At 63.3% G+C, this 26,664-nt stretch carries 16 protein-coding genes and 1 pseudogene; 10 read left to right on the top strand and 7 right to left on the bottom strand.

Annotated elements, in window-relative coordinates:
• Positions 1-1,054: 1,054 nt before the first annotated feature.
• From AB5K84_RS17030 to AB5K84_RS17005, 6 genes are all read right to left on the bottom strand, one after another.
• Positions 1,055-1,810 carry a TnsA endonuclease N-terminal domain-containing protein gene (locus AB5K84_RS17030; protein WP_110116585.1) on the bottom strand — a complete coding sequence of 252 codons (756 nt, stop codon included), beginning with the start codon at positions 1,808-1,810 and terminating at the stop codon, positions 1,055-1,057.
• The gene (locus AB5K84_RS17025) at positions 1,807-3,654 is read right to left on the bottom strand and encodes an AAA family ATPase (RefSeq protein WP_441232548.1); all 1,848 of its coding nucleotides are present in this window, start codon (positions 3,652-3,654) and stop codon (positions 1,807-1,809) included. The genes AB5K84_RS17030 and AB5K84_RS17025 overlap by 4 nt, the downstream gene beginning before the upstream one ends.
• 1,027 nt (positions 3,655-4,681) lie before the next feature.
• The gene (locus tag AB5K84_RS17020; protein ID WP_246790630.1) at positions 4,682-4,951 is read right to left on the bottom strand and encodes a hypothetical protein; all 270 of its coding nucleotides are present in this window, start codon (positions 4,949-4,951) and stop codon (positions 4,682-4,684) included.
• An 11-nt stretch (positions 4,952-4,962) separates the two neighbouring features.
• Positions 4,963-5,268: a hypothetical protein gene (locus tag AB5K84_RS17015; RefSeq protein WP_246790631.1), complete on the bottom strand. Its 306-nt coding sequence runs from the start codon at positions 5,266-5,268 to the stop codon at positions 4,963-4,965.
• 12 nt (positions 5,269-5,280) lie between these two features.
• Entirely contained in the window at positions 5,281-6,129 is an 849-nt protein-coding gene (locus AB5K84_RS17010) for a metallophosphoesterase (protein WP_110116587.1), read from the bottom strand.
• An 874-nt stretch (positions 6,130-7,003) separates the two neighbouring features.
• Complete coding sequence (locus AB5K84_RS17005; RefSeq protein ID WP_110116589.1) at positions 7,004-7,249, bottom strand: helix-turn-helix domain-containing protein; 246 nt, start codon at positions 7,247-7,249, stop codon at positions 7,004-7,006.
• 727 nt (positions 7,250-7,976) lie between these two features.
• Here AB5K84_RS17005 and AB5K84_RS17000 point away from each other — a divergent pair.
• From AB5K84_RS17000 to AB5K84_RS16955, 10 genes and pseudogenes are all read left to right on the top strand, one after another.
• The gene (locus tag AB5K84_RS17000) at positions 7,977-8,786 is read left to right on the top strand and encodes an RNA polymerase sigma factor (protein ID WP_110116590.1); all 810 of its coding nucleotides are present in this window, start codon (positions 7,977-7,979) and stop codon (positions 8,784-8,786) included.
• On the top strand, positions 8,773-9,393 hold the full coding sequence (locus AB5K84_RS16995) for a hypothetical protein (RefSeq protein WP_110116591.1): 621 nt from the start codon (positions 8,773-8,775) through the stop codon (positions 9,391-9,393). The genes AB5K84_RS17000 and AB5K84_RS16995 overlap by 14 nt, the downstream gene beginning before the upstream one ends.
• A gap of 2 nt (positions 9,394-9,395) precedes the next feature.
• Positions 9,396-12,782, top strand: a complete 3,387-nt coding sequence (locus tag AB5K84_RS16990; protein ID WP_110116592.1) for an ATP-dependent helicase — start codon at positions 9,396-9,398, stop codon at positions 12,780-12,782.
• Between the two features lie 88 nt (positions 12,783-12,870).
• Entirely contained in the window at positions 12,871-13,380 is a 510-nt protein-coding gene (locus tag AB5K84_RS16985; RefSeq protein WP_110116593.1) for a hypothetical protein, read from the top strand.
• A gap of 1 nt (position 13,381) precedes the next feature.
• Entirely contained in the window at positions 13,382-13,855 is a 474-nt protein-coding gene (locus AB5K84_RS16980; RefSeq protein WP_246790632.1) for a DUF7665 family protein, read from the top strand.
• Entirely contained in the window at positions 13,845-14,330 is a 486-nt protein-coding gene (locus AB5K84_RS16975) for a hypothetical protein (RefSeq protein WP_110116594.1), read from the top strand. The genes AB5K84_RS16980 and AB5K84_RS16975 overlap by 11 nt, the downstream gene beginning before the upstream one ends.
• Positions 14,327-15,715: a ThiF family adenylyltransferase gene (locus AB5K84_RS16970; RefSeq protein ID WP_171463787.1), complete on the top strand. Its 1,389-nt coding sequence runs from the start codon at positions 14,327-14,329 to the stop codon at positions 15,713-15,715. Before AB5K84_RS16975 ends, AB5K84_RS16970 begins: the two co-directional genes overlap by 4 nt.
• Before the next feature lie 60 nt (positions 15,716-15,775).
• On the top strand, positions 15,776-17,053 hold the full coding sequence (locus tag AB5K84_RS16965; protein ID WP_171463788.1) for a metallophosphoesterase family protein: 1,278 nt from the start codon (positions 15,776-15,778) through the stop codon (positions 17,051-17,053).
• Positions 17,053-17,643 (top strand): annotated as a pseudogene (locus AB5K84_RS16960) (ATP-binding protein); the annotation flags it as partial. The gene AB5K84_RS16965 and the pseudogene AB5K84_RS16960, both read left to right, overlap by 1 nt.
• A gap of 2,847 nt (positions 17,644-20,490) precedes the next feature.
• Positions 20,491-20,751 (top strand): hypothetical protein, encoded by a 261-nt coding sequence (locus AB5K84_RS16955; RefSeq protein ID WP_246790691.1) that lies wholly within the window; start codon positions 20,491-20,493, stop codon positions 20,749-20,751.
• 265 nt (positions 20,752-21,016) lie between these two features.
• On the opposite strand, the gene AB5K84_RS16950 is transcribed toward AB5K84_RS16955, so the two are convergent.
• The gene (locus tag AB5K84_RS16950) at positions 21,017-26,581 is read right to left on the bottom strand and encodes a DUF4011 domain-containing protein (RefSeq protein ID WP_441232547.1); all 5,565 of its coding nucleotides are present in this window, start codon (positions 26,579-26,581) and stop codon (positions 21,017-21,019) included.
• Positions 26,582-26,664: the final 83 nt, after the last annotated feature.

Genomic DNA, 26,664 nt, shown 5'->3' with positions numbered 1-26,664 from the left:
CACGCGTCCGGTTCGTAGCCGATATCCGGAAACACATGTCTGACGTAGGATTTGGATCGGACGACGCGCTTGAGAGTCGTGATCACGCTGTAGATGGACGCATCTTCGTAGCTGATGAGATAGCCGAGGATCACCCGCGTGCAGACGTCGATCGCAACCGTCAGCGTCGGCCGGCGCAGCGGCAGGCCGGTCGCCGTGTCGAGGACCGTCCAGGCGTCGGCCCGCGTATGGTCCATGATGACGATCTCGAGCGGCGTGTCGGCCGTCGGGCTGTCCTTGATGCCGGCGAACTTCATCGTCGCTTCGTGGACGCTGTACTTCCTGGCCCAGTTCTCGCGGTTGATCGTCTTGTTGATGCGTCGGCGGATCGTCTCCGGTCGGCGCGGATATTTGTCGATCTCCGCCTCTCCGGCCTCTCGCCTGCGGGCGTTCTCCGCGGCGATCTTGGCCCGGAAAAATGCATGGGCGTCGTCGAAGGTGCGGGGCCGCAGCGCCCAATAGAAGGCGATGGTTTCGAGAAAGGCGTTGTCCACGAAGCGACCGAAGCGCTTGCGCGGGGTCTTGCCGCGGCGCGACCGGAACAGTCGGAGCGGCCTGTTGCCGGGCTCCCCGCACTTCGTGATCGCTTCGTAGAGGCGCTCCGGTTTGACCGGCCAGTCGAGATGGGCGGGCCGGCCCCTCTTCGCCTCGAGGATGAATTTCGCGAGTCCTTTCTTGCCGAGCGTCGCGCCCGGCGTGTTGTCCCAGCGACGGACGAACCACTGAAACGTCAGAGCCCTGACCGCGTCGGGCGAGTGCTCCTCGTTCGGACCGAACTCGGCGTTGTCGTTGCACGACTGCGGCCGGCCGTCCTTGCAAAGGAAGAGGTCGATCCTGCTTGCTGTGCCGAGATCGAGCATCTCGACGAGCTGCTGCTCGGTGAGAGGAAAGCGTCGTTTTGTGCTTTCCTTCACGAACCACAACGTTCCGTCTTCGAACCATTCCTCGTCGAAGCGAGCAGGTCCGTCCGGCATATTAAAGCGGGCGCCAACTTTGAGATCGAGAGTGGTCACGGCTAGGTCCCCGCTGTCCGCTTGCGCGAGCCGACCGTGGGGTCGGGCTTGGTAACGGCGCTGTCGTTGAGGATGCGGCGGCGAGGATCGACGGCGACTCGACGGGTGCACATCATGGCGCGCAGGATCGCGGTCGCACAATCAAGTGGAACGCGCGCCGCTTCCGCCACAATCTCTTCGGCCTTCCCGAGCGCGATCTCGCTTTCAACGTGGAATGCTTCCTCGATCGCGAGCACGGCCGGGCGAACGATGAGCGAGAAACGGTCCGAGCAGACCATCTTTGCGTTCGAGTAGACCGGGTCGACCTCGATTTCCTCTTCCGCGATGGCGACGCGGAAACGCCAGCCGATCGCCTTGTAGACGGCCGCGGCGCCGGCCAGTTTCTCGAGGTAGTCCGGATCTTCCAGTTCCTCCTCGATCTTCTTCACCTCCACGATCTCGGTGGTGCCGTCGGCGTAGTCGACCCGGACGTCGGGAAAGTAAACAAGCGGCCGCGGGCCGCCCGCCATCATCTCGAGGCGATGGGGCTGCGCAAGGAAGCGCTGGACTTTCGGATCCACCTCGCAACACCTGAAAAGATGCCGCTCGGCATAGGACTCCCAAGGAAGAGCGCGCCTGGACTTCCGCGACGTCCAGCGGCCGACGGGTTTCGAGTGCGCGGCCTCCACGAAAGTCCGGATCGGCCTGAATCCTTCCGCTTGCACGATGACGGCTTTCGCGGGCGCGAGGATTTCGGCGCGCAGGCTGATGTCGCTCATCGGCCTGCGCTCCCGATCTTTCCGGCCTTGCGCGCGGGCCTGGCGGAATCGAAGATCCGCTTGAGCTCGGCACCGCTCATGTAGCGGGAGCTTTTCATAGCCTGCGCGATGGCGATGACGGCGCCTAGATGCTCGGCGACGATCGCGTCGGCCCGCTTCTGCAGCCGCCGCAGGTCCTCTTCCACCAGCCGGCGCAGATGCGGATCGCAGCGGGCCGCTTCCACGGCCTCCTGCGGGGTACCGTGAAAGAACATCTCGTCGGCGACGCAGTAGGACAGCCGCAACGCCGAGATGACCTTGGTGGCGAGCCCGACGTCGGACTGCTCGTCGCCGCCGGCGCCGATGGAGCAGTCGCCGTAAAGCGCCATCTCCGCCGCCCGCCCACCGAGCGTCATGGTGACGCCGTCCTCGAGGGTGCTGCGGGTCGCGAGGCTTCCTTCGGGGACTTCGATCAGCGTACGGTTCGACGGCCCGACGCGGGCGCCGATCGCGCAATGACGGACCCGTCCGTAGGAAAGCGCCAGCGCCAGCACGACGTGGCCGGCTTCATGCGCGAAGACGCGGTCGTCGACGGCTGCTCCGTCGCCGAGCAGCGCCGACTTGAGATCGGCAGCTTCGAGCGGCCGCCCGGCCCGGCGCGCGATGGCCCGCCCCTCGCGCACCGTCGCCATGACTTCCGCGGCCGTGGCCCGTCCCATCAACTGGGCGACCTCTAGGAGATCGCTATCGCCGACCTCGCCGTTCACCTGGAATTTCAGCATGGAAAGGATGCCGGGCGCAGTTGCCGGCCCCAGCACGACCATGCGCTCCAGCCTTCCCGGACGCAGCAGGGCATCGTCCAGCGCCGACGGCCTGTTGGTCGCCGAGATCACGATGACGCCGGTGCGACTCGACGAGATCCCGCTATCCAGCCTCAGGAGCACCTCGGCCAGGATCGCAGACCAAAAGTCTGAATTGCGGCCGGTCGAAGCTCGGCTCGGGAGCGCATCAACCTCGTCGAGCATGAGAATCGCGACGCCATGTGCGAGCGCCGCGGCCGCTGCGGCGTTGAAGGTCTTCCGGACTGCGCGGAGGCAATCATCCAAATATCCGGTTTTTCCGGCCAGAAACCACTCGGGCACACTGCTGTAGATGATGGGGCAGTTGCAAAGACGCGCGAGAGCCCGAGCCCAGACCGACTTGCCGGTGCCGGGTGGGCCCGCCACGCAGATTCCATGGGGTAGGTCTGCCCAGGACGCCTCCTGCTGCCGGTACAATTGGACCAATTCTGCGAGCTGCACGGACCATCGTTGTAGCTCGCCGTACTCGACCGCATGGGCGAGGTCCGGCAGCCGCTCATCGGACTGCTCCGTCAGCATTTTCGTGGCTTGCGACAGGCGATCGACAATGCGCTGACAGCCCTGGCCTGGCCGGAAGGCCGCGACGAGATGGTGAAAGCTCAAGCCTTGGCCGGTGCCTTCTTCGACTTCGACGGACTCGCCGGCAAAGCGTGCGATGGCCCTGCGCAGAACTTGGGCGTTCGGCGGCGCGATGCGGACGGTGAGATCGGCGGTCAGGCGCAGCGACTGCGGAACGTCGGTCTCACCGACGCAGACCGCCGCGACGCAGCGTCCCTCGCTCAGGTGGTCGGCCGCCTGGGACGAGAGGTCGGGTCTATAGGGCATCAAACCTGAGGTGCTGCGGCCAATCATCACCCAGCGCGGGCCGAAAGCAGACCGGAACGCGCGCTCCACCGGCTCGACCCAGTCCGGGCCGGGCACCTGCACGACCACCGCGAGCGCCTGGACATGGCGCAATTGCCGCCGGAGATTTCGCGGGATGGAGGCATCCAGGACGGCGCTCATGATCGCTGCACCTGCGGACACCGGCCCCTTTCGGCTTTTCGAGGACGTATTCTCGTCGTCATGCTCGCCATCGAGTTCGAATGCGGGCGGGACCGAAAGTACCGAGGGAGCCGAGCGTTCGTACTTGTCGCACACGCGCTCGACGGCGCGCCGGAATGCTTCGCGAGACAGCGGCCTTGGTCTTTCCGATGAACCTAGAGACTTCTGCTTTTTGCTCATTGTTCTTCACCTCTTGCGTCGTCACTGGGAGCCGGCGCGCAGAGGGCTAGACCGCCCGACAGCCGGCAAAGCTCCTCCGGCCGCCGAAAACAGGCGTTTCCGGCGTCGGTATTGATCGATGGATTGTGATGAAGAGCTGGTAGGCGCGCGCTTGCGTTCCCCGAGTGCAGGTGTTTTGCTCGGAGCCGCACTTTGCGGTGCACGCGCCTACCAGAGAGAGCGGCCGCTGATCACGTCCGCTCTCTCGCTCTCACTTTCCTCCGCGTATGCGGGTAATCCCTTCCGATCCTCCATTTCCTTCTGCGGGTAGACCGGGGGTAGACCGCCGACGGGCCAGTGGACATCCAGCAAGTGTCGGCTCGTCCGTGTCCCGCGGGTGAATTCCACAATTCCACGACCTCGCTCTCGCGAAAAGGCCCACCTGGTTCCGCAGGGACGATCGTAAGTTGAGACGATCCGTCCCGCATGACGTGGTCGGCGTTCTCCTCGACTCACGCTCCTCCAAATCGAATCCTTTCGCATCGACGGCGCCGACCGGCTTCGCGAAGCGCGATCCGAATCTCGGGACGAGGCCGCGAGATTTGAGTCCGTCGACGGTGCGCAAAGGACTCGCCCTGTGCGGATTCCGCTCCGCCCCGCGGATTTTGAATCCTTTCTCGCGCACTCCGAGTCGATTGCGTCATCGCAACCTGAACGGGGATTCTCAACTTGGCGTGAGCGGGCTTCTGCGGGGGCGCCTGATCCGATCCTTGGGCCCCGTTCGAGGGCGAAGGATTGCTGAGGATGGATTCCCGTGCCGTTCCGGTCGTCATGTCCGCGCCCTCACCATGCTGCCAGGCCCCAGCCGCTGCGAGATGAGGTCGATCTCGATCAGGTCGTCGCAGGCCATAGCCAAGACGGCGGGGGCCGGATCGTGGTCGGCCTGCGATCCTTCGAGCAGGCGCCCCAGCTCCATAGGGCCGTCGTCTCGCAGCGCCTGAAGGACGCGCATCCGAATGCCGACCGGCACCGCCCGCTCTTTGTAGCTCCAGACGAACGCGCAATTTCCGCGACGCGGCTGCGCCCGCAGCTCTTCCATAGTGACAGTCCTCACCTGCAGGCCGAGGTCGCGCAACGCCAGGCGGACGAGACCCTCCTCCTCCAGGTCGCGCAACTGGCGCGCGGGGACGACGTCGAGCAGATACCGGCCGAGTCCTGCTGGATGATCACGGCATCGATGGTCACTTCAGCGGCACCCACGATCGCTTTCGCTTGGTAGCCGATCGAGCGCACCGAAGGATCAAGCGTAGCCTGCACCAAGGCTTCGTGCAGCGCGGGGTGGCGCGCGCGGATGGCGCACGCCGTCTTCGCGGACGTGAAGAGATCGAAGCGGCGGAGCAACCGGCTGTCGGACATCGGTGGGCCTCCTTAGATCTCGATCACGAAATCGGGCCTGAAGAAAGGATTCTCCCAGGTGTCGCCGGGGACACCGTATGGGCCATACCCCTTCGAACACGACACCACCCGGGTCTGACCGATGAAAATGTCGGTCGTTTCGTGGGTGTGCCCGAAGATCCATGCCTGTGCGGGCCGCAATGCGCCCTTCTCGTCGGTTGCCGGCTGCGGGTGCATCAGTGCCGTCAGGTCCGACCGGAAGGCCGCGCCCAGCATCGTCTCGTCGCTGATCGCCTCGCCAGGCTGATTCGGCGCGATTCGGAAACCGATTTCCGGCATCGGCGCGTGGTGAGTGACCACCACGAATTTCTGGCTGTCGTCGCGGGCCTTGCGCAGCTCGGCCTCTAAAAAGGCGCGCGAGGCGATGTGCCTGGCGAGCGCATCGGCGGGCCTGAAGCGTCGCGTGTAGCCGTTCGTCCTGATCCGCTTGTAGTCGTTCATCCGGTCGCCGGCGACCATGAGCGCCCGCCGCTGGTCGCCGAATAGATTGAAGTCGGTCCAGCCGCAGCAGCCGCCGAACACGGTGTCGCCGATGGTGACCGTCCGGTTCTGCAGCACGTGCACGTGGGTGCCCTCGGCGGCGGCCATGGCCTTCTCGACGGTCCGATCGAGATCGACGCCGTAGCTCTCATGGTTGCCGTGGACGTAAACGACTGGCCGGTCCGTCAGTCGCTCGCGGATCCACTTCACGCCGCGTTCCATGCGCACGTGGAGATCGCCGGGAATGACGACGACGTCGTGGTCCGGACGTTGCGAGGGCGGCGGCAGGTCCCATCCCCGCGTCGCCTCCATGTGAAGATCGCCCAGGACCCAGAGCCGCATGTCAGCGATCCTCCCCCTTCGAATGGTCCTCTAGGAGCTGATAAGGCGATACCGTCGCTAGGCTGCGCTTCGACATCAGGCTTTCACCACGGTCTGCGGACCAAGAGGCGCATCTCGGAGACCGAGCTGCACAAGATTTTCGCAGGCGAGGACGCAAACTGCGGCAACAATGTCCCAACCCGGACCAATTCGGGCCTCGAGCTCGATGATGCGGTGGGGCCCCTGTTCGAGAGCCATCGAGAGCCTGAGCCTCTCGGAAAGCGACACGCTCTGGCCAGAGTAAGACCAGACTTTGCGTACGTTCGAGAACATGGGTTCGCGGAAAATGTCCTGTGCACTTCTCTCGAGCAACTGCAATCCGTGACGCTTAAGCACAAACTTTAGGTGCGCTTCGTCCTCTGCGTTAACTTCAGAGCGGGTTTCGTGGACGCGAAGGAGAAACGCGCCGCCTTGCGTCCGAAGAACAGCGCCCGCCAGCGAAACGGATGGACAGTCTACGCGAGGACCAGTCTGATATCGGATCTCACGCACCGAGGGATCCAACGAAGCCTGTTCCAACGCGTGCAGCTCAAGGACATCGCGCACCGGGATTCCAACTCGGCACTTTCCCGATCTGAAGATCGAAGGTCGAGCATCACGATGAGTAGATGTTGAGAACCGAACAACCATCATCACAATCCTGAGGAGTGTATTGAAAAACCCGGCTGCTCCCGAGGCGAACCACCGCGCGTCCGGTCGCATTTCCGTTTGAGCGCCTAACGCCCGGCGATGTACGGTTTACCGTACATTCTGTTTTTCGTCAAAACACTCTTCAGCTTTCCATTCGAGGCTATCGGAAGTTGTCAAACTGATGGGAATATCTTTGGAGGTAGGCTCAGCGATCGTGAACCAGCAACTCGGAGGCGTTCACATGGAGCGCAATCGCGATGCGCACTATCGTGTCGAGAGTGGGATTGGCCCCTCCTCGTTCGATCTCAATCACTGACGCGCGGCGGATACCCGCCTTGCTGGCCAAGTCGGCTTGCGTAAGCTCGAGGGAACGCCTGAGGTCTCTGACCTTCCGCCCGAGGGCGGCTCGGATCTCCTCTTGAGTTTTCGCTAAGGACTTAGACCCGGCCACGGCTTCCCCGAAAATCCTTGCCCTTTCGTGGAGCAGATGCGCCCGGCCAGGAAATGAAGACAATCAATGCCACGGCTCTGTCACGCGCACCACAGCGAAATCGCGATATTCAAGGATTCGAATGCGCTCACATCAAACTTGCGCAATTTGGCTCCTCCTTACGACGGCATATATTATACGTATTTTCCGAATAACGATACACCGGTAACATTTTGGGAGCGCTCCCTTTGATGAAGATCGCCTTTGATTTCACGCGCGCTCCCCCGCCCCATCGCTCATGAGCCGCACAAGAAGTGCGCGCATCATCGGAATCATATCGAAAGTGCGGAGTTGCAACCGCTTGCGAGCTACAGGCGTAGGGGGAGCATTCTTCGAGGTGTGGAGGCAAGGTGATCACGGCGTCGCGAGTGCGAGGAGCACGGTTGGATGCAGGATCGTGCGGACCCGCACGCTCGCAAGCGGGTCTTCGACGTCGCCCGTCAGGGTTCTCCGCTCGGCTTCTCTCCGGAAGAGGCTGTCTGACCTCGGCTCTATCAAGGCTCTGGCGTCGCAAACAGCCGCTTTGGCAGCCACAACTGGTATCTGCCCCTTGGCACAAGCCACGCGTGCCGATACCCTCGCGCCGGGGCGACTCGCTGCGCTCCAAAATTTATTTCCAAGGTGATTCCGTTTTTTCTGCTCGCCTCCGATTAGCCCTTCATAAGGCGCCCTCACGAAGGAGACGGCCATGGCAAATTCGGGGGAGACCGATGACCCCAGCCACCTTGTGGCGGCGGACATCGCGGCACCCGCCCGTCCGACAAACGGCGCTGTGGAGTTAACCGGCGTACCGCCTCTCGTGAAATACAAGCGGCGCTCCGAGCTCACCGATGAGTTGCGCCGCTGGTACGCGTTGGAGGATGCGGCGCGACGCGACGAGCTCAGGCATGCCGCCGCCGGTGCGAAGCGATGGACCATCGAGGCACTCATGCACGCGGTCCGACAAGCGCACGCCAGCGGCGACCGTCGGTCCTATATTGAAGCTTTCAACGCCTTCGCTACGCGGGCCACGCCGCTGCTGATGCGTCAAGCCGTGAAGTACGACGCCGGCGAAGACGAAGACCATGCCCAGGACGTGCTGTTGCGAATCGCGAAGGAGGTTCAAGCCGGGAAGGCCGAGTACGCCGAGGTCAATTTTGCGCACTACGCCATGCGCAAGGCAATCGATGCTCACCGCCACAAGGATTCATCTATCGAAAGCAAGCGCGAGCGGGCCCAGCCGAGCTCCGCTAACGATGGCGATGAAAGCGATGCGGTGGATCCGCTCAATGAGATCGAAGATCGCATGGCGAGCCCCGAAGTGCAGGGTCTCTTGCGCCACGCGATCGGAAGACTTGAAGGTAAATTTCGCGACATCCTCATACAACGTTACATCGCCCGCCTGACGTACGAAGAGCTTGCCGAGCACTACGAGGTAGATGCGACCACCATCAGCAATTGGGTGCAGCAGGCCTTGAAAATCGCCGGGCGCCAGGGAGACAACGATGACGAAAATTGAGCCGCAACCGGACCTTGACGACGTGCTGACTGAGCTCGGGACGCTCGGCAAGCCTCCGACCGGTGACGGCCTCCGCATTTGGCTCGACCGGTATCCGGCATTCAGGAGCGAAATCATCCGGTATGTCACCGCCTGGATCGATGTCGAAACGCGCTCGGATTCGCCTGAGCCGGCGCCGGAAGCGGTCAACCGGGTCGTCAGCCGAACCATGAGCCGCGTGCAGCAGCTCCTCGATGAAGGCGATCGTCAGCAGACAATTCACGACCTTTCGGCCGAGATCACCAGGGCGGGGCATAGCCTTGAATCCTTCCAGCGCACGCTCGGAATCGACCAATCGATCTTGGCTTCGCTTGCCGCTCGGTTGGTCCGGCCCGCTACGATTCCGGCGCGTCTCGTGCGAGAGATTGCGGCAGCGCTGCACCGTCAGCTCGACGGCGTGCGAGAATTCTTCCGGTTGCCGCCGCAGATGGCGACCGCACACAAAGCGCGAAAGCGGCCGACCGCCAAGCAGGTCGACTTCGCCTACCTCGTCGAACATGCCGAATTACCCGAACCCGAGAAGAAGCAGTGGCTCTCGGAAGAGCCCGATCCCGTTTTGCAGGAATAGCGATGGACAGTTTCGGCGCCGTCAGGGCACTTGCCCGCGAGAAATATGCGTTGCTTCGCGCAAAGGCGGGCGGCAATGCCGCCGCTCTATTGCTCGCAGCGGCGCGCAAGGAGGCTGGCATCAAGGTACAAAGCCTGCCGCCCGACCATCCGCTGTTGGGTGGCGGAGACGGCGCGTTGCACCGCGCATCTAAGGCGATCTACATTTCCAACGAACTTTCGCCGGAAAGCGCGGCCTACGTCGAAGCGCATGAGTTCGGCCATTATTGGATCGAGACGCCGACCGACCCCGCGATCACGCCGCGCGGATCAGATCCGGGCGCTCCGGAAGAGGGCACATCGCTCGGCCTCAAGCGCGTCGAAGCTTATAGCCCCGAAGAACTGCGCGAGCGCCTCGCCAACGTTTTCGCTCGGGAGTTCCTGCTGCCGTGCCACGAGGCGCATAGGCTCTTCGTCGATCTGGAGCACTCAGCGCCAAGGATTGCTGAAGATCTGACGATCCCCCTGGGCCTTGTCCATCAGCAATTGGCCGCATCACTGCTTCTCCCGAATCCCCAGGCGACCGCCGCCGAAGAACCGATGCCCGCCGAGCGCCCGAGCCTTGATGACTCGCAGCGGGAGGCCGCGCATCATGAGGGCTCGCCCCTGCTGATCGAAGCAGGGCCCGGCACCGGCAAGACGCGAACCCTCATCGCTCGTCTTGAGTTTCTCGTTGGCAAAAAGCACCCGCCGGCGTCGATTCTTGCACTTACCTTCTCCAACAAGGCCGCCCGGGAAGTCCGCGAGCGGGTCACCTCCACGATGCCCGAGGCTGCCGCTGAAATCTGGACCGGTACTTTTCACGCTTTCGGCCTCGAACTACTTCGCAAATACGGTGAGCTAATTGGCATCGCCCAACCGGTCCGCCTTCTGGACCAAGCCGACATCTTGGCTCTTCTTGAAGAAGACCTTCTGGCGCTTGGACTCGACCACTACCTCCGTCTCCACGAGCCCTTATCCGACCTTCGCTTCGTACTCGGTGCCATAAGCCGCGCAAAAGATGAGGTGAAGTCTCCGGCCGACTATGCCGAGGCGGTCCGTCGCATGGCGGCCAGCGTGGCGAAAGGCGACGAAGAAGCGGAACTCAAGGTCTCCAAAGCACAAGAGGTGGCGCGCGTCTTCAAGCACTATGACGATAAGATGCGCGGGGCTGGCTGGGTCGACTTTGCCGATCTGATCAATCGACCGGTCGAGCTCTTGCGGGCGCGCCCAGAGGTACGCGATGAACTCCGGGGCCAGTATCAACACCTGCTCGTCGACGAATATCAGGACGTCAATCGCGCGAGCGCCTTGCTCGTAAAGGAGTTGGCGGGTGACGGCGAGCGGCTCTGGGTCGTCGGCGATGCGCGCCAATCAATCTACCGCTTCCGCGGCGCCGCGCCACAGAATGCGCTCGACTTCGAGAAGGATTATCCCAAGGGACAGCGTAAGCCCCTCACGGTGAACTACCGCTCACGCCAGCAGATCGTCGACACCTTCGACGGTTACGCCGGCCATATGCACGTTGGCGACATGAAGGCCGTGAAGCTCAATGCCTATCGCGGCCGGGGACCCGAAGCCGTCGACTGCAACGTCGCCTTGGACCGCGATGCCGAGATCCGGGGCATCGCGGATGCCATCATGAAACACCGCGCGAACGGCATCGACTTCCGGGAGCAAGCCGTGCTCTGCCGCGTGCACAGCAATCTTGAGCGGGTCGCGCTCGGTTTGGAGGCCGCCGGCGTGCCGGTCCTCTATCTCGGCGATCTTTTCGAGCGCCCCGAAGTGAGCGATCTTCTTTCGCTCGTCTCCTTCGTCGCCGAACCTCACCGTGGTGGCTTGCTTCGGGTCGCGGACCTCCCGCCCTACCGCACGTCGCTTGCCGACGTGCAGGCGTTCTTGGCCAACGCCCGTTATCACGAGAGGCGACCAGCCGAGGCGCTGGCGGATCTGGCAAACGTTCCAGGCCTGTCTCCGGACGGCAAAGCGAGCCTTGGCCGCCTGGCGGCCGACCTCAACGGCATCGGCTTCCGCACGGGACCCGGCGCGTTTCTATGTCATGTGCTCTTCGATCGCGGCATACTCCTGCGAAACTATCTCGGCGGCGACACCCCTGCCGATCAGCAGCGTCGCCTGGCGATTCATCAACTCATTCAGTTCGCGATCGAGAACAACAGCGGTGCGGGCGATCCAAAGCGCGCAATGCTGCAATGGATACGGCGACTTGAGGTATTCGGTGACGAGCGCGCGCTGCGCGAGCCACCTAACGCCGTCGACGGCATTGATGCGGTCCGTCTCATGACTGTCCATGCGAGCAAGGGTCTTGAGTTCAAGGTCGTGCATCTGCCGATGCTGGGTTCGGGCATGTTCCCGCTGCGGCGACAAGGCGACCGCTGTCCGCCGCCGGACGGCCTGCTTCCCACCTCGCCGATCACCGATCACGAGGAGGAGGAGGAGTGTCTATTCTACGTGGCGCTCTCGCGCGCCCGCGACCATCTTTCTCTATCTCGCGCGGAGCGCTATTCCGAGAAGCAGAGGTCCAATGCAGCGACGCCTTTTCTCCAGATCGCGCGTTTCCTCCCGCGCGAGCCGGACGGCGATCCGACTTGGGTCAAAAAATTGCCGCTGGCACCACCTGACGACCACCGCCCCGACCTCGCGCGAGACATGCCGGAGCACGATGGCCGCGACATCGAACTCTATATCGATTGCCCACGGCGCTATCTCTACCAACTCGTGCTCGGTCTCAGCGGCGGTCGCGACGACACGGCGTATGTCCGGTTCCACCGCGCTGTCTACCGCGTGCTCGATTGGCTGCGAGCACAGACCGGCTCCGTCGAGGCCGCGGCTCTCGCCGATGCGCTGGATGCGGCGTGGAACGACATAGGTCCGACCGGAGACCCGCTCGAGCCACTATACAAAACCTCGGCCACGAGCATCCTCGAGAACGCCAGGGGCCGTCAACGCGAATGCATCACGTTCGGGAGCACGGTGCCGCTCGAGCGTGGCGGCCGAACGATCAACGTGCCGATCGACGAGATCGACCGCAGCGGCGGACGTCTCGTCGTGCGGCGCGTTCGGACCGGGCGCGAGCCGTCGCGTCCCGATCAGCGTCATTTGCACGCGCTTATGCTCCAAGCGGTTCGTGACGCAATGGGCGGAAGCGCCACCTTCGAGGTGCAGTACCTCACGACGAACGAACCGTTTCCGGTCGCTCTCGACGGTGTCATGAAGGCGCGCCTCGCAGACACCGAAAACGCACTCGGTCGAATCGCGAAGGGCTTCTATCCGGCTCAGCCGAAGGACAAGGGCGAGAATTGTCCGCGCTGCCCACATTACTTCATCTGCGCGAGCGTTCCTTGCCGCCCCTAGCGATTCCGGTTTTTCGCGAAGTCTGCGACTTACCCTTTAGAGCGCAGGTTCTCAATCACGAGAGCCGCTTACTGAAAGGGTTGGTAGCATGAAGATCATTGACGTCCTGCTCCAGAGCCACGGGCTCGCCGACATCGCGGTCCTCGAGGCGAAGCCGGAAGAGACGCTCGCGGCAATCTTGTCCAAGATCGACTTGCCCGGCGAAAAGGAAGGCCGCCTCGTGTTCCTTGAAGATATCGACGGGGCCATCGACGGCCACGCCGTGATCGAGGAGCTGCTGCCGCTGCCGTCCGACGACGTCGCCACGGGTCCGCTGCGCGTGCACGTCTCGCATTGTCGCCATGTGGAGGTGTCGGTCCGCTTCAACGGCGAGACCGAGAAGCGTCCTTTCGCGCCCGGCGCCACCGTGGAACGCGTGAAGCGCTGGGCGGCTCGCCGCGCCTTTCACCTGTCACCGCGCGACGCCGCCGAGCACGTGCTCCAGATCAAGGACACGACCACGCGGCCGGACCGCGATGTACACGTCGGAACGCTCACGCAGCACCATACCTGCGCTGTCGCATTCGACCTCGTGCCCTGTCAGCGCGTGGAGGGATAAGTTGAGCACCTCCATGACCCCGGCAGAAGCGGTGTTCCGCGCACACCTCGCCGCCGGCCGCTATCGCAGCGGCGAGGCGGCGAGGCGGTGGCGCCTAGTCGCACACGCGTGGCCGCATGCCGAGTTTGCGGTCCGCGCACGCGACGGGCTGGAGTACGGGCTCCGCTTCGAACTCCACGACTACCCGCGCACGCCACCGACGGCGCGGCCGTGGGATCTTGACCTCGGCGGCCCGCTGGCCGCGAACAAGTGGCCGGCCGGGCAGAACCGTGTTTCGCTTGCGTTCAATCCCGACTGGAAGAACGGCGCATGCCTCTATCTGCCGTGCGACCGCGTATCCATTGAAGGGCACGCGAACTGGCACCAGCAGCATCCGAGCCTGATCTGGGATCCGGTGATCGGCATCGTGCACTACCTCCGCGTGGTGCATGACCTCCTGAACTCCGGCGACTACGGAGGTCGCCGTGCAGCCTGATCCGACCCTTCGCATGCGTCGCAACCTTTGGCTCGCTCTCGGTGCAGAACTGCACCGGCGCACCGAAGGACGGCACGAATCCGGCGCGTTTCTGCTCGGAACGCGCGCCGCAGCCGAACGTGAAGCGACCGCCCTCGTCTACTACGACGACCTCGACCCGCGCGCATATTCTACGGGAATTTGCGTGCTGCATGCCGATGCCTTCGGTCGGCTCTGGGACCGCTGCGCCGAGATGTCGCTGGTGGTGGTCGCGGACGCGCACGTGCATCCGCGGGGCGCCCGGCAGAGCTTGTCCGACCGCGACAACCCCATGATCGCACGACCTGGCCACCTTGCGCTCATACTGCCGCTATTGGCGCGGCCGCCGGTGCGCCGCTGGTCGATCGGTCTCTACGAATATCTAGGAGATCACCGCTGGCGCTCCCACGGAGGTCGTCAGGTTGACCGCGTACTCAAGATTGAGGATGAACAATGACGGGCCTTGAACAGATTGCCGATGAATTGCATCGCACGGCCAAGATCGCGCTCGACACCGGCGAGGTCGTGTCGATCGACGACGCGATGCGCATCTTCGCCGGCTATCAAGCGCAATTCGTTCTCGGCCCCGAGGTAGCCGACAGCGCCAGCCTGCAGGCGGCTATTCTCACCGCGGTAAACTGCGCCACGCGAACATTGCTGGGGGGCGTAACGGTCATCGGGGTGGACACGCCGTTGCGGGTCGCGCTGCCGCCCTTTGACAGTCTCATGGCCGCTCTGAAAGCATACGGTGCGAAGGTCGCTGAACGGCCTCAGATTGGCGTGCCGACGGCGGCTTTCGGCGCGCCTAACATCGATGATCTCGACCGGCTCGGTATTCGCGTCGTGCTGCGAGGATGGAGCGGTGGCGTCGTTCCGGCGGGGCAGAATGTTCCCGTATCGGCCGGTGCGGAAGTGACCCCGGCCGGGGTGCTCGCGGGGGCCCTAGCGGTCTCGGAGATATTCCAGCGCCTGCGCGGCCACCGGCTGGCGTGTCGCCGGACGATCGGGCTCAACCTCTGGCGTCCCGAACAGGATTGGCTCGGCGGCGGCGACGGGCCGGCCCTTGCTCGTTTGCCCTCATCCGCTTGGCTCGTCGGCCTTGGCAATCTCGGCCAGGCCTATCTCTGGACACTGGGACTTCTGCCCTATCGGTCCGGCGCGCTCGAGGTCGTGCTGCATGACTTCGACGTTATCGCAACGTCGAACGTTAGCACGTCGCTGCTTACGACGCCGAAGCTCGTCGGCCGTTACAAGTCGCGCGCGATGGCGGACTGGGCCGAAGAGCGCGGTTTCCGGACGTCGATCATTGAGCGCCGCTTCGCGAATGACTTTCGCGTGAGCCCGCGCGAACCGGTGGTCGCACTGATCGGGGTCGACAACGCGCTCGCGCGGCAAGCGATTGAGGATGTCGGATTCGAGCGCGTCATCGAGGCGGGCCTGGGCAAAGGCCCGCAGGACTATCTCGGCATCGACATGCACACTTTCCCCGGCGCGCGCGACGCGCGCTCGACTTGGCAGAGCACCGCGGCCGATGACGCAACCGTTTCTCAACCGGCCTATCGTTGTTTGCTTGAGAAGAGCGGCGACCAATGCGGAACCGTTCGCCTAGCGGGTCGGAGCATCGGCGCGCCATTTGTCGGTGCGATTGCCGCGACGCTCGTGATCGCCGAGTTCATGCGCCTCGCCATGGGTGCGCATCGGCACGAACTCATCTCGTGCCATTTGCGCGACCTCGGTAGCCGCACCATACTTAGCGGCGCGGCGTGGCTCCCCTGCAACCCAGGTACCATTTCGATCGTCGGCTGCGAAGATCGAGGATATCGCCAACCCTGCTCCCGCTGAACGTCCGACGCTTCCCAAGTGCGGTAAACTCCGCTGATTCGAAAAGATGCGAGTTGTTAGATGACTGCCTACCGTTTCGTCCATGCGGCGGATATCCACCTCGACTCGCCGCTGCGCTCGCTCGCGCTGCGGGATCGCGAACTGGCCGATTTCATCGGCAACGCCAGCCGGCAGGTCTTCGCGCGCATCATCGATCTCTGCCTCAATGAACGGGTACAAGCGCTCTTGCTCGCCGGCGATCTCTACGACGGCGATCAGACCTCGATGAAGACCGCGCGCTTTCTCGGCGAGCAACTTCGGCGCCTCGACGCTGCGGGCATCCGAATCTTCATCATCCGAGGCAACCATGACGCGTTGGCCAGGATCACGAAGGAGCTCGTCTTTCCGCCGAACGTGCATCTTTTCGGCGGACGTGCCGAAGCCGTCGAGGTAGAGCGGGACCGCGGAGAGCGATCGATCGTGATACACGGGCTCAGCTTCGCGAAACCGCACGCCCCCGAGGGGCTCCTCGCCAAGTACCGGCCACCGCTCCAGGACGCGATCAACATCGGAATGATGCATACCAGCCTGGGCGGTTCGCCCTCTCACGACGTGTATGCGCCATGCTCCACGAGCGACCTCCTCGCATCCGGCTTCCGCTATTGGGCGCTGGGGCACATCCACAAGCGATCGATGATCGAAGGACCTTGCGCCATCGTGATGCCCGGAATCCCGCAGGGACGGGACATCGGCGAAAGCGGACCCAAGTCCGTGACGTTGGCGAGCGTGCTAGACGACGGCTCCATTGCACTTGAAGAGCGGATCGTGAGCCTGGCCCAGTTCGAGCGGGTCGGACTCGATGCTTCCGGAACGGCAACTTGGCACGATCTGGTCGCGCGGCTCGATACGTCGCTTCAGGACGCTGCGACCCGATCCGTCAGCGATCATCTCGTCGTGCGGCTCGCGGTGTCCGGAACGACGCCGTTGGCGTGGAATATGAGACGGGACGCCGATCTCCTGCGGACCGAGGCCGAAACTCGCGCGAAATCGCTGGGCGACGTATGGATCGACAAACTCGAAATCGACTGCCGGCGCGCGCCAGCAGGCGCAACCGCGAGCACCGACCAACTAGATGCTCTTCGAAGGACGATGAACGACGAGGTCGTCGCGTCAGAAGGCTTCCGAACCGAGGCGACCGACACGGTCAAGGAGCTGCTGGCGCAGTTGCCGCCTGAGTGCCGGCGAACCATCGCTCCGGACGAGGCCGCCCTCGAGGATCTTGTCGCGCGGCTCGCGGGAGAGGGTGCGGAAGAGGTCCTGGCGCGCCTCTCGATCGGCGACTCGGACGGAGCGCGCTGATGCGCATCCGTAAACTCGGACTTCGTCGCTACGGCAAGTTCACGGACGCTTTCATCGACTTCGGTGAGCGGGTCGCGGGTTGCGCCGACCTGCACATCGTCTATGGACCGAACGAGGCCGGGAAATCCACCGCGATGTCGGCGTGCACGGATCTGATCTTCGGCATCCCAGCGCAGAGCAGGTTCAACTTCCTTCATCCCTACGCGGCCATGCGTATCGAAGCCGAAGTGGAGACCTCGGGCGGGACTCGCAGGTTCTGCCGCATCAAGCGTCCTCATAACAGCCTGCTGGACGAGGCCGACAATCCGGTTCCCGATACGCTGCTTCCCGGAGAACTGGGAGGCCTCGATCGCGGCGCCTACCACACCATGTTCTGTCTCGACGACGAGACCCTAGAGGCCGGTGGGGAAAGCATACTCGCCAGCAAGGGCGATCTCGGTCATCTGCTGTTTTCCGCAACCGCCGGTCTGGCCGATCTCAGCGCCCGTCTCGGGTCCGTGCAGGCGGAAGCGGAGGCGTTCTTCCGTCCAGGGAAGCGATCGGGAGGTCTCCTCGAGCTCAAGAAGAATCTGGCGGCTCTCAACGAGGAGCGAGAGCGCATAGATACCCTCGCTACCGAATACGCCCGCCTCGTGATCCAGCGCGACGACGCGGCCGCGGCCTACGCCGATGCCATCGCGCAACGTAGCCGCACGCAGGCACGGATGGATCAAGTGCAGAGCTTCATCAACGGCTTGCCGCGGTTGCGGAGCTTGCGCGTCCTCCGCACCGAACTGTCTCCGCTCGCACGGTTGCCCGTCGCACCGTCGTCGTGGGGGCGCGATCTTCCGGCGCTGACGAGCCGCCAGGCGGCCTTGGCGGTGCAGATGCGGTCGGCGACCGAGACAATAGTCGCTCTGCAGCGTGAGCTCGATGGGCTTGTCGTAAACGCCTCGACTTGCGCCCTGAACAGCCGCATGGAATTGCTGACGGACCTACGGGCACGGTACGTCACGGCGACGAAGGACCTTCCGGATCGTCGCCTCGCCCTTGGACTTGCCGAGCAGAAGATCGCGCATGTTTTGACGCTGCTCGATCGGGGGACCGAGCAGGATCCCGCGCGGCTCCTCCTCTCCACCGGCGTAACGGGAACTCTCCGAGACCTTATGGAGCGACGCTCTGGCGTCGAGGCGGCTCTTGCATCCGCCGAGGCCGAGTTCGCCAAAGCCGAGGGGGCGCTCGCGGAGGCCGAAGCGAGGTTATGTGAACACGGGGCGGGTCTGGACGATGCGACGACAGCCTTCCTGACAGCGACCATCGCGAGCGCCCGACAATCGGACGACGCGGCTCGGCTGCGGGAAGCCGACCGGTTGCGCCGCGAGCGTGCGGACGAATTCGCGGATCGCCTGCGCGAATTGTTTCCGTGGACCGGCGGCAGGGACGATCTATTCGCGGTTGTGGCGCCCGCGCCCGACCAGCTTCAACGTTGGGCATCGGCCGAAACGCAGCTTTCTCGCGAGATCGACGCTCGGCAGGTAGAATTCGAACGTATCGACACAGAAGCGAAGCGCCTCGAGGCGAAGATCGGGGCTCTCGGCGCCGCCACAGCCGTCGTCAGCGACCGAGAAACTGCGGAGGCCTGGTCCGCCCGCGAAGCCGCTTGGGCCGCGCACAAGAATGCGCTCGACGCAAGGACGGCCGCCGAGTTCGAGACCGCGATGCGGAAACTGGACCTGATGACGGAACAGCGATCTCGTCATGCCTCCGCAATCGCGGACCTCAATCGCGCGCTTCTGGACAGTGCCGATGTCCGCACGCGCCGGGAGCAGGTCCAGCGGCACCTGGAAGAGAGTCTCGCAAGACGTGCGACGTTGATCATGGACGTCGAAAAGGCGCTTCGCGCCATAGGTCACGGGCTGGACCACACGGTCGGTCTGAGCGGTTTGAATCTTTGGCTGCAGAAGCTAGACCGCGCGATCGGGGCCGAAGGAAAACTCGCGGCGGCCGAACGAGAATGGGAGCTAGTGCGGGACTCAGCCGCTTCTTCCTGCGAGCGCGTTGCCGAGACGCTCCACAGGTCGGGGGTGGAGCTTCCGCGGAGCGACGACCTAGCGGCGATGCTGTCCGCGGGACAAGCCGCTCTGGATCGCGCAGCGGGCGCCAAGAACCTACGAGCGATCCTCGAGGATCGAAAGCGGGACCTGAAGTTCCGCGAGACGCAGCTCGAGGGCGCGAGGATCGCAGACCGATCATGGAGCGAGGCTTGGCAAGAGGCTTGCGCAGCGTGCTGGCTGGGCGAGCGCGGCAGAGCGTCTACGACGGCGGTCGTGCGAGAAACGCTGGAGGCCCTTGCCGAATTGGGGTCGGCGCTGGAAAGGAAAGCAGAACTTGCCGATCGTATCGCTAAGATGCAGCGCGACCAAACCCAGTTCGAGGCCGAGGTGGAAGCGCTTGCTGGAGTGATCGGCCTCGCCGGAGGTCGCTCCGACGTTCTGGCGGTCTGCGAAGAAGTCGTGAACTCCGTCGCCTCCGCAACGAAGGCGCTGGACCGTCGGCAAGAACTCGAGGAGCGGCTCGGCACAGAGCAGGACAAGGCCCGTTCGCTCGAAAATGACGTGGCGGAGGTGCGAAGCCGAGCGGATCTCATGATGAAGCACTTCGATGTCGGTTCCCTTGCGGAAGTTGAAGGTTGTCTGCGCTCGCTCGAACGCAGGTCCGACCTCCAAACGCGTCTAGAGCAGACGCAGAGAGAGATAGTCGAGGTGATGAAGGTCGAAAAGATCGAGCAGGCCGAGGACGCGCTCGATGCGCTACAACAAGGTTCGCTGGAAAGTGAACTGATCGAACTGAAAGCTCGGTTCGAGGACGAGGACAGCCGAACCCGCGATCGCTTCGCCGCACTCGACAGGGCAGAAGCCGGCATAGCCGGGGTTGGCGGCGATGCGGCGGTGGCGGTCCTTGAATCCAAGCGACGCACGATATTGCTTACCATCGAAGAGCAGGCGCTCGAGTATCTCAAACTGAAGCTTGGGATGGCCGGCGCCGAGAGGGCCCTGCGCGCCTATCGCGAGCGTCATCGAAGTTCGATGATGGCACGGGCATCAGGGGCATTCGTGCTGATCAGCCGTGGCGCCTACTCCGGACTGGCCACTCAGCCCTCGAACGGCAGCGAACTGCTGATCGCCAAGGGATCCGACGGTGGGTCGAAGCTCGCTTCCGAGCTGTCGAAAGGAACGCGATTTCAGCTATACTTGGCCCTAAGGGTCGCCGGCTATCACGAGATCGCGCAAGCCCGCTCGCCAGCCCCCTTTCTTGCCGACGATATCATGGAGACATTCGACGACTTCCGGGCGGAGGAGGCCTTTCGGTTGCTCGCCGCGATGGCGCGCAGAGGTCAGGTAGTCTACTTCACCCATCACCGTCATCTCTGCGATATCGCGAAGGTCGTTGAGCCTTCCGTGAAGATCCACGTCCTAAAGACCGAGTCCCTTAGGGGGTGGGCCGTGTCTGTTCTCAGGGAGGCCGGCGCGATCCGCGAGTGCGAGGAGCATGGTTGGATGCAAGACCTCGGCGACCCGCATGCCCGCGAGCGAGCTTTGGATACCGCGCGTCGGGAGCCGCCGGCCGGTTTTTCCGACAGCGCAACCATGGCTCTGATCGAAGAGGTTCTGGACGATTTCGGCGACAGTTGCCCCGAGTGCAGCCGAGCATCGGGGTGATCATCCCTGTTCCGGCTATCCGGCGAGGCACGGTTCCGCCAAGTTATCGGAGGTTAGGACTTGCCGGCGCTGCGGCCGGACCGTCGAGATCCAAAAGGCCGATGCCATCCGGCTGTAGGGGCAGGTCGCGATCTGGCGAGGCTTGGGGCATCGGGGGGTCTCTTCGGTGGCGAGCCGCTCGTGTGGATCTTCCTCAGCGCGCCATCGGCAAGCGGCCGCTGCAGCCCCTTGGCTTGGTCCCGAGGCGCGCAGCCGCCGACGGTGTCTAACTTCTCGCGACTTGTCCGACCCGCGAAGCCGGAAGGCGCGAAATGAACGCTGTTTCATCTCGCAACCTGCCGACGATGTCGCAGACGCGTTCCAGGTATCGGCTCTTTTCGATGGGGTTCGTGCCTTGGCGTAGATAGCCCGGAATCTTGCCGAACCACTGGTCCGGATCGGTGATCCGCTGCCGAACGAACGTTTCGATCATGGCATCCCGCAGCAGCGATCTGTGCGATTCCCAGTCCGCGACTTCGACCGCGATTACGCCGTCGCGCAGACGCCGCAACGCCTCGAAACATTCCGCTTCCGAAAGGGCGCCATCTGCGAGCGGCCCGTCTGCATCCGGTTCGGCGAACGAGACGATGTGGGCGTTAGGCGGTCGGTGCTCGACCGGAAGGTCCTGAGCGGGCGTCGGCAAATCCTCGACGCGAGCTTCCGGCTCCGATCCCTTGGCGATGACGTAGTCGTCCTCGACGGCCGTCGGTCTGGCGCGCAGCGCCTCGAGCTTTGACGCGAGCCGATCGGTCTGCAGCGCCGGGTCGTCGAACCAATCGGTCGACCATACCCTGAGTATCTGCCAGCCTTTGTCGTTCAGAACCTCCTCTCTGAGCCGGTCGCGGTCCCGGGCGCTCTTGCTGCTGTGATACGCAGCTCCGTCGCATTCGATGCCGGCGAGGTAGCGTTCCGCAAAATCGGGATGGCGCACGCCGAGATCTATCTTGTAGCCCGACGCTCCCACCTGATAGTCGACGGTGAAGCCGCGCGCGCGGAGACGATCGGCGACCTCCGTCTCGAAGTCGCTGTCCGGCTCTCCGTCGCCCCCTGGATTCGTCGTCATCCTTCCCCGCGTTTCCGCGTATTCGAGGTACTTCTGAAGGACATGCACGCCTTCGGCGCTGTCCGACGTCGGTCTGACGTCGGAGGACGAGAAAGAGGTGAACAGGCCGATCCGCGTGCGCGCCCGCGAGAACAACACGTTCAGCCGGCGATGGCCTTGCTTGCGGTTGATGGGCCCGAAGCGCTGCTTCAGGACCGTGCTGCCCGGCTCGGGTCCGTAGGTCATCGATATGAATACGAAGTCGCGTTCGTCGCCCTGCACGTTTTCGAGGTTCTTGATGAAGAATTCTTCGCCCCTGCTGGCAACCTTCTCCCGATACTGCTCGACCAGGACATCGTCGGCGATCAGCCTGTTGAATTCTTCCTGTATGAGATCGCGCTGCTGGATGTTCAACGCGACGATGCCGAGCGAGGGGACTTCGTTTTCGTTCAGCGCCGCATGATGCCGCATGAAAGTGATCGCCTCTTCCGCGACCCGGCTCGCTTCGACGGGATTGCATCTGGCCTGGAACGTGCCCGTGACCCGAACCAGATCGATCGAGAAGGACGAGGGTTTCGACGCCGGAAAAGTGATCAGCTCGCGCTTGTAGAACCGCTCGTTGGAGAAGCGGATGAGGCTTTCGCATCGGCTGCGGTAATGCCACCGCAACGGGCGGCGAAGACCGAAGGTCTTTTGGCAGCTTTCGAGGATGGATTCGTCGTCGTAGTCGTCGAGGTCCTCGTCGTCGCCTCCCCCGTCTCCGGATCGCGCGAAGAAGTCCGTCGGGGGCAATTGCTTCTGGTCGCCCACGACCACGATCTGCTTCGACCTGAGCATCGCCCCGAGGGCGTCCTCCGATCGCATCTGAGAAGCTTCGTCGATGACGAGCATGTCGAAGGAAAGCGACCCTGCCTTCATGAACTTCGCGAGCGAGAGCGGCGACATCATGAAGCAAGGTTTGAGCGCCTGGACCGACTTGCCCGCTTGGGCCAGCAAGGTACGTACCGGAACGAAGCCTCTTTCCTTGCCGATCTCGTTGGCTATCAGGGCCATTTCGGTCCATGTTCGCCGTCTGCCGACGTTCGAGCCTGGTGAGGGCTTCTTCGTCATCAATTTCGCCTTGATGCGGATCCTATCGTCGCGGATCTTCGCCCGATCCTTCTCGGCGAATTGTCGCCTCCGCGCTTCCAGAGAGGCGCCGGTGTTGTTCTGAAGCGTTTGAGCCGACCGCCTGGCCAACGTCGCGCCGCGGCGCGAAATGGCACCTTCGAGCAGCTGCGGCAATCGGGAGGGAGCGATGCGTGCCGCGTCTGCCCGCTTCAGAAAATCGCCCAGACCGAGCTCTTCCAGTCCGCGTCGCTCGTGGCGCAAACCCAGGAATTCCGGCAATTCCTGCTTACGATCCAGAAGCGGCCGCAACTTCTCCGCGACCGAGGCCGGTTGGGCATCGTCAAGGTCGACGAAGCCGAACCCTGATCGCAGGGCCTGTATCTTGTCCGCGTACTGCCGAAGATACGGTGTCGCCTGTTCAGAGAGCAATGAAAGACGTTTGAATTCCTCCTCCGCGTCCGGCGAGCTCAGTTGTTGCAACAAAGACGACGCCGGGGCGACTTCTCTTAGAGTCTTGAGCCATTCGACGGCGACGGACATTTCGTCGACGCCGGCTTGCGCAGCGTCGAGGCGAGCCAGGTCGGCAGACAAGGGCGACTTCGCGAGTGCGTTGACTAAGGCCCGTCTATCGCTCTCGAGCTTCGCGGCCCCGGCAAGTTCCCGCACGGTGATGTCGAAAGTCTTGAGCAATCCGCGGGGATCGGCGGCAGCGACGCGTTCCATGCTCGCTATGCTGTCGGCCAGCATCGCCCCGGTGAGATTCACGAATCTTCCGACCAGACCGCCAGGCCTCGATGACACTTCGCGAACCAACGAAGCTGCTGCCGACTCGAAGCTCTGAAGACGCGGCGCGTCCTGGGCAGTAATCCCCATCAGGCGGGCAGCTATGTCGCCGCCGGCGTGGTCGGTGAGATATTTCCGCGCCCGGATGCCATACTCGATCATACGAAACTTGGTCTCCAGACCGAGCCAGCTCGCGCCGAGCAGGCTGGAGGCCTCGTCGTCCGATTCAAATTCTTCGAGCGCGTCGACATGACCGGCCAGGGCTACTAGCCGCGAGGAAGGATCCTGAGCTGCGGTCAGGCCCATGCGGGCAAGGAGCTCGTGGACCGGCTTGGTCCTGCCCTTCATCGCCTCGATGGCGAAGCCGACCTTGCCTTTCTTAAGCAGTTCGGAGGCGCTCCGCAGCGTGGCCGCCGTCGGCCAGGCCTGGTCGCCGTATACTGAGAGGCTGCGGCGCCACTCGGCCTCCTTCGCCAGGAGATCGTTCCAGCGCTTGAAGAGCCGGCCGAATGCGGCCTCGTCGATGCCCTGGTTCAAGAGCAGCGCCGGCCTATGTTCCGGCTGAATCTTCGCCCAAGCCACGATAGCCCTTGCGGCCGAGACGAACGTGTCTGTCGTGCATGCGCCGTCGAGACCGAAGAGTTCGAGCACTGGGCAGAACCGGTCGATGGCGTCCTTGAGACGTCGGTCGTTCTGGACGGTCTCGCTCGCTATCGAAATCAATTCGGACGGCGTGTTGTCCCGATAGATCTCCAACAATGGAAGCCTGCCGAGGGCGCTGGCCGTCATCAGCGTGTCGGCGCTCAACGTTCCGAAGGTCGGGTAGCTGGTCAGCTCCCGCTCCGTCTCGCGGAGGGTTCGTCGATCGTTCAAGTCTTTGCGAAGCTGATCCTGGTCCAGATGAGCGATGGCTGCGACCTTGGCGGGCGGAGGAGACTTTATCGCGCTTGCGATCCGCAAGGCCTCGTTCAACATGCTTAGCGACCGGACCCCTAGAGCGTTGCCCTGCAGGCAGGCGGACAAATGGGTGGCTGCTGTGGTGAGTTCGTACAGGACGGCGGGCAGTTCTTCGACATCGCCGCGTCCGACGTCCGAGAGCCCAGCACTTGCCCACGGCGAGTCGGCAGGATGCCCGAAGGTTTTCTCGAAATTGTCGCTCGCTTCGGCAAACCTGGCCAGACGCTCGTCGGCCTCTACGAGACGCTCGGAATCGCGCATGAGTTCGTCCGGAAACTGCATGCCTGCGAAAACGGCGGAGGCGTCTTGAGCTTCCGCTAGGCCGCGGATCGACCTCCAGATCAGGTCGAACGTCGTTTTTCCGCCCGGCTGGACCGCATGCAACGCCTGGAGGTATTTCGCGATCTCCGCACGATTCTCGTGGAGTGACCGGCCGGCATCCGCGGGCGGCGCTACGGGCGACATCTTCAGGCGTTCGGCCAGGCTCTCCAGAACGGCTCTCGGAGAAGCCTTTTCGGAGTGCAGTTCGAGGCAAAACCGTCCGAGATCGGCGCGCTCGAGCCTGCGTTTGACGACCTCGAGGGCGGCCTGCTTTTCCGCCACGAACAGGACCGTCTTATCCAACGCCAGTGCGTTTGCGATGATGTTCGAAATCGTTTGCGATTTTCCCGTGCCGGGCGGCCCCTGAATGACGAGGTTTTGGCCCTTCATCGCGTCGATCAGCGCGCTGTGCTGGGATGCGTCGGCGTCCTGTATGAGGAACGGCGCCACCGTCTCGAACTGCGCCTCGTCGATCGGGTAGTCGGAAGGATCGCCGAGCATGAGCGCCCCGTCGCCGCCCGAATTGTCGGTGCCTCGCAGGATGGCCCCAACCAACGAGTGGTCGACCGGATCCTGTACCCAGTTCTCAGGATTGAGGTCCGAATAGACGGCGAAGCGGCCGAAAGCGAAATGACCCAGGACCATCCAACGATGGATCTGCCACCGGTTCAATCCTTGGACCGCTTCCTTCACGCCTTCGAAATAATTTTCGATCGAAGCGACGCTCTCGTCTTCCCCGGTTTCGAACGAGGGCAGCTTGCGGTGAAACGCAGCATTGGTTTCTAGCAGCTTCTGCAGGCTCAGGTTCGTCTCGGCCGCGCCTTCGCTCGCCGCAAGCGAGTAGACGTTCTTGCCGTATTGCTTCTTGACCTCGACCTTGACCGGCAGCAGTAGGAGCGGCGCGAAGGCCTTCTTGTCCGATATGTCGGATTCGTACCACTCCAGGAATCCGAACGACAGGAACAGAGTCGAGATGCCCATTTCCTGCTCGGCAAGTCTCGCGTCCGCCACGAGCTTTCCCATGATCCGGTCCAGTTCGTCCGGAAACTTGAGCGTCTGAAGCGCGGCATCGCTGTGAGACGGTTTGGTTTTGGCGGGTCCGAGAGCGAAGTTCGGCTCGATGCCGATGCTTCGTGCGTGCTCCGCCCGGTTCAATTCGGCCCTTTTCGGCCTTGGTGCGAGCCCTAGCGTTTCCCGTACGCGATCCCGCAATTCCCGTTCGAGCTTCAGCAGTTCCGACTCGTCGTCGCGCCCGGAGCTTTCGAGCGCTTCCAGCTTCGTCAGATATTCGAGATTGGAGACTTTCGCATGGTCGAGAGCGGCGGCAAATTCCTCCGCCTTTTCTTCGGGAGGAGTGTCGTCCGGCTCTTGCAGAGCATCGATCCGGAGGGAGACTTCCTCCTTCACCAGCTTTCTGTAAGTTTCGTCGATGACCTCGTCGACGATCTGCAGGTGCCTCTTCGATCTGCTGCCCAAGCTGTAGTTCAGCATCCGGTTCTTTTTGGATAGATCGAGCAGCTTGAGCCGGAGTCGCCCGTACGCCTCGGTCAGCCGACCGTGTTCATCCAAAAGATCCATCCCGAAGGTACCCCCTACATCTCGAACGGAGTTCGAGCCCGCTGCCGCGCCGCCCTTGCGGTCTTCTCAGCCTGCTTTGACCT

The organism is Bradyrhizobium sp. 1200_D9_N1_1 (assembly GCF_052075915.1).
Taxonomy (GTDB): domain Bacteria; phylum Pseudomonadota; class Alphaproteobacteria; order Rhizobiales; family Xanthobacteraceae; genus Bradyrhizobium; species Bradyrhizobium diazoefficiens.
This window is presented reverse-complemented; position numbering and strand designations above follow the sequence as displayed.

Bases quoted from the DNA above. Each gene is read 5' to 3' on its own strand.
- AB5K84_RS16990 (WP_110116592.1), top strand. From the start codon at position 9,396: ATGGACAGTTTCGGCGCCGTCAGGGCACTTGCCCGCGAGAAATATGCG.
- AB5K84_RS17015 (WP_246790631.1), bottom strand. From the start codon at position 5,268: ATGTCCGACAGCCGGTTGCTCCGCCGCTTCGATCTCTTCACGTCCGCG.
- AB5K84_RS16985 (WP_110116593.1), top strand. From the start codon at position 12,871: ATGAAGATCATTGACGTCCTGCTCCAGAGCCACGGGCTCGCCGACATC.
- AB5K84_RS17010 (WP_110116587.1), bottom strand. From the start codon at position 6,129: ATGCGGCTCTGGGTCCTGGGCGATCTTCACATGGAGGCGACGCGGGGA.
- AB5K84_RS17000 (WP_110116590.1), top strand. From the start codon at position 7,977: ATGGCAAATTCGGGGGAGACCGATGACCCCAGCCACCTTGTGGCGGCG.
- AB5K84_RS16965 (WP_171463788.1), top strand. From the start codon at position 15,776: ATGACTGCCTACCGTTTCGTCCATGCGGCGGATATCCACCTCGACTCG.
- AB5K84_RS17025 (WP_441232548.1), bottom strand. From the start codon at position 3,654: ATGAGCGCCGTCCTGGATGCCTCCATCCCGCGAAATCTCCGGCGGCAA.
- AB5K84_RS16995 (WP_110116591.1), top strand. From the start codon at position 8,773: ATGACGAAAATTGAGCCGCAACCGGACCTTGACGACGTGCTGACTGAG.
- AB5K84_RS16950 (WP_441232547.1), bottom strand. From the start codon at position 26,581: ATGGATCTTTTGGATGAACACGGTCGGCTGACCGAGGCGTACGGGCGA.
- AB5K84_RS17030 (WP_110116585.1), bottom strand. From the start codon at position 1,810: ATGAGCGACATCAGCCTGCGCGCCGAAATCCTCGCGCCCGCGAAAGCC.
- AB5K84_RS16970 (WP_171463787.1), top strand. From the start codon at position 14,327: ATGACGGGCCTTGAACAGATTGCCGATGAATTGCATCGCACGGCCAAG.
- AB5K84_RS17020 (WP_246790630.1), bottom strand. From the start codon at position 4,951: ATGGAAGAGCTGCGGGCGCAGCCGCGTCGCGGAAATTGCGCGTTCGTC.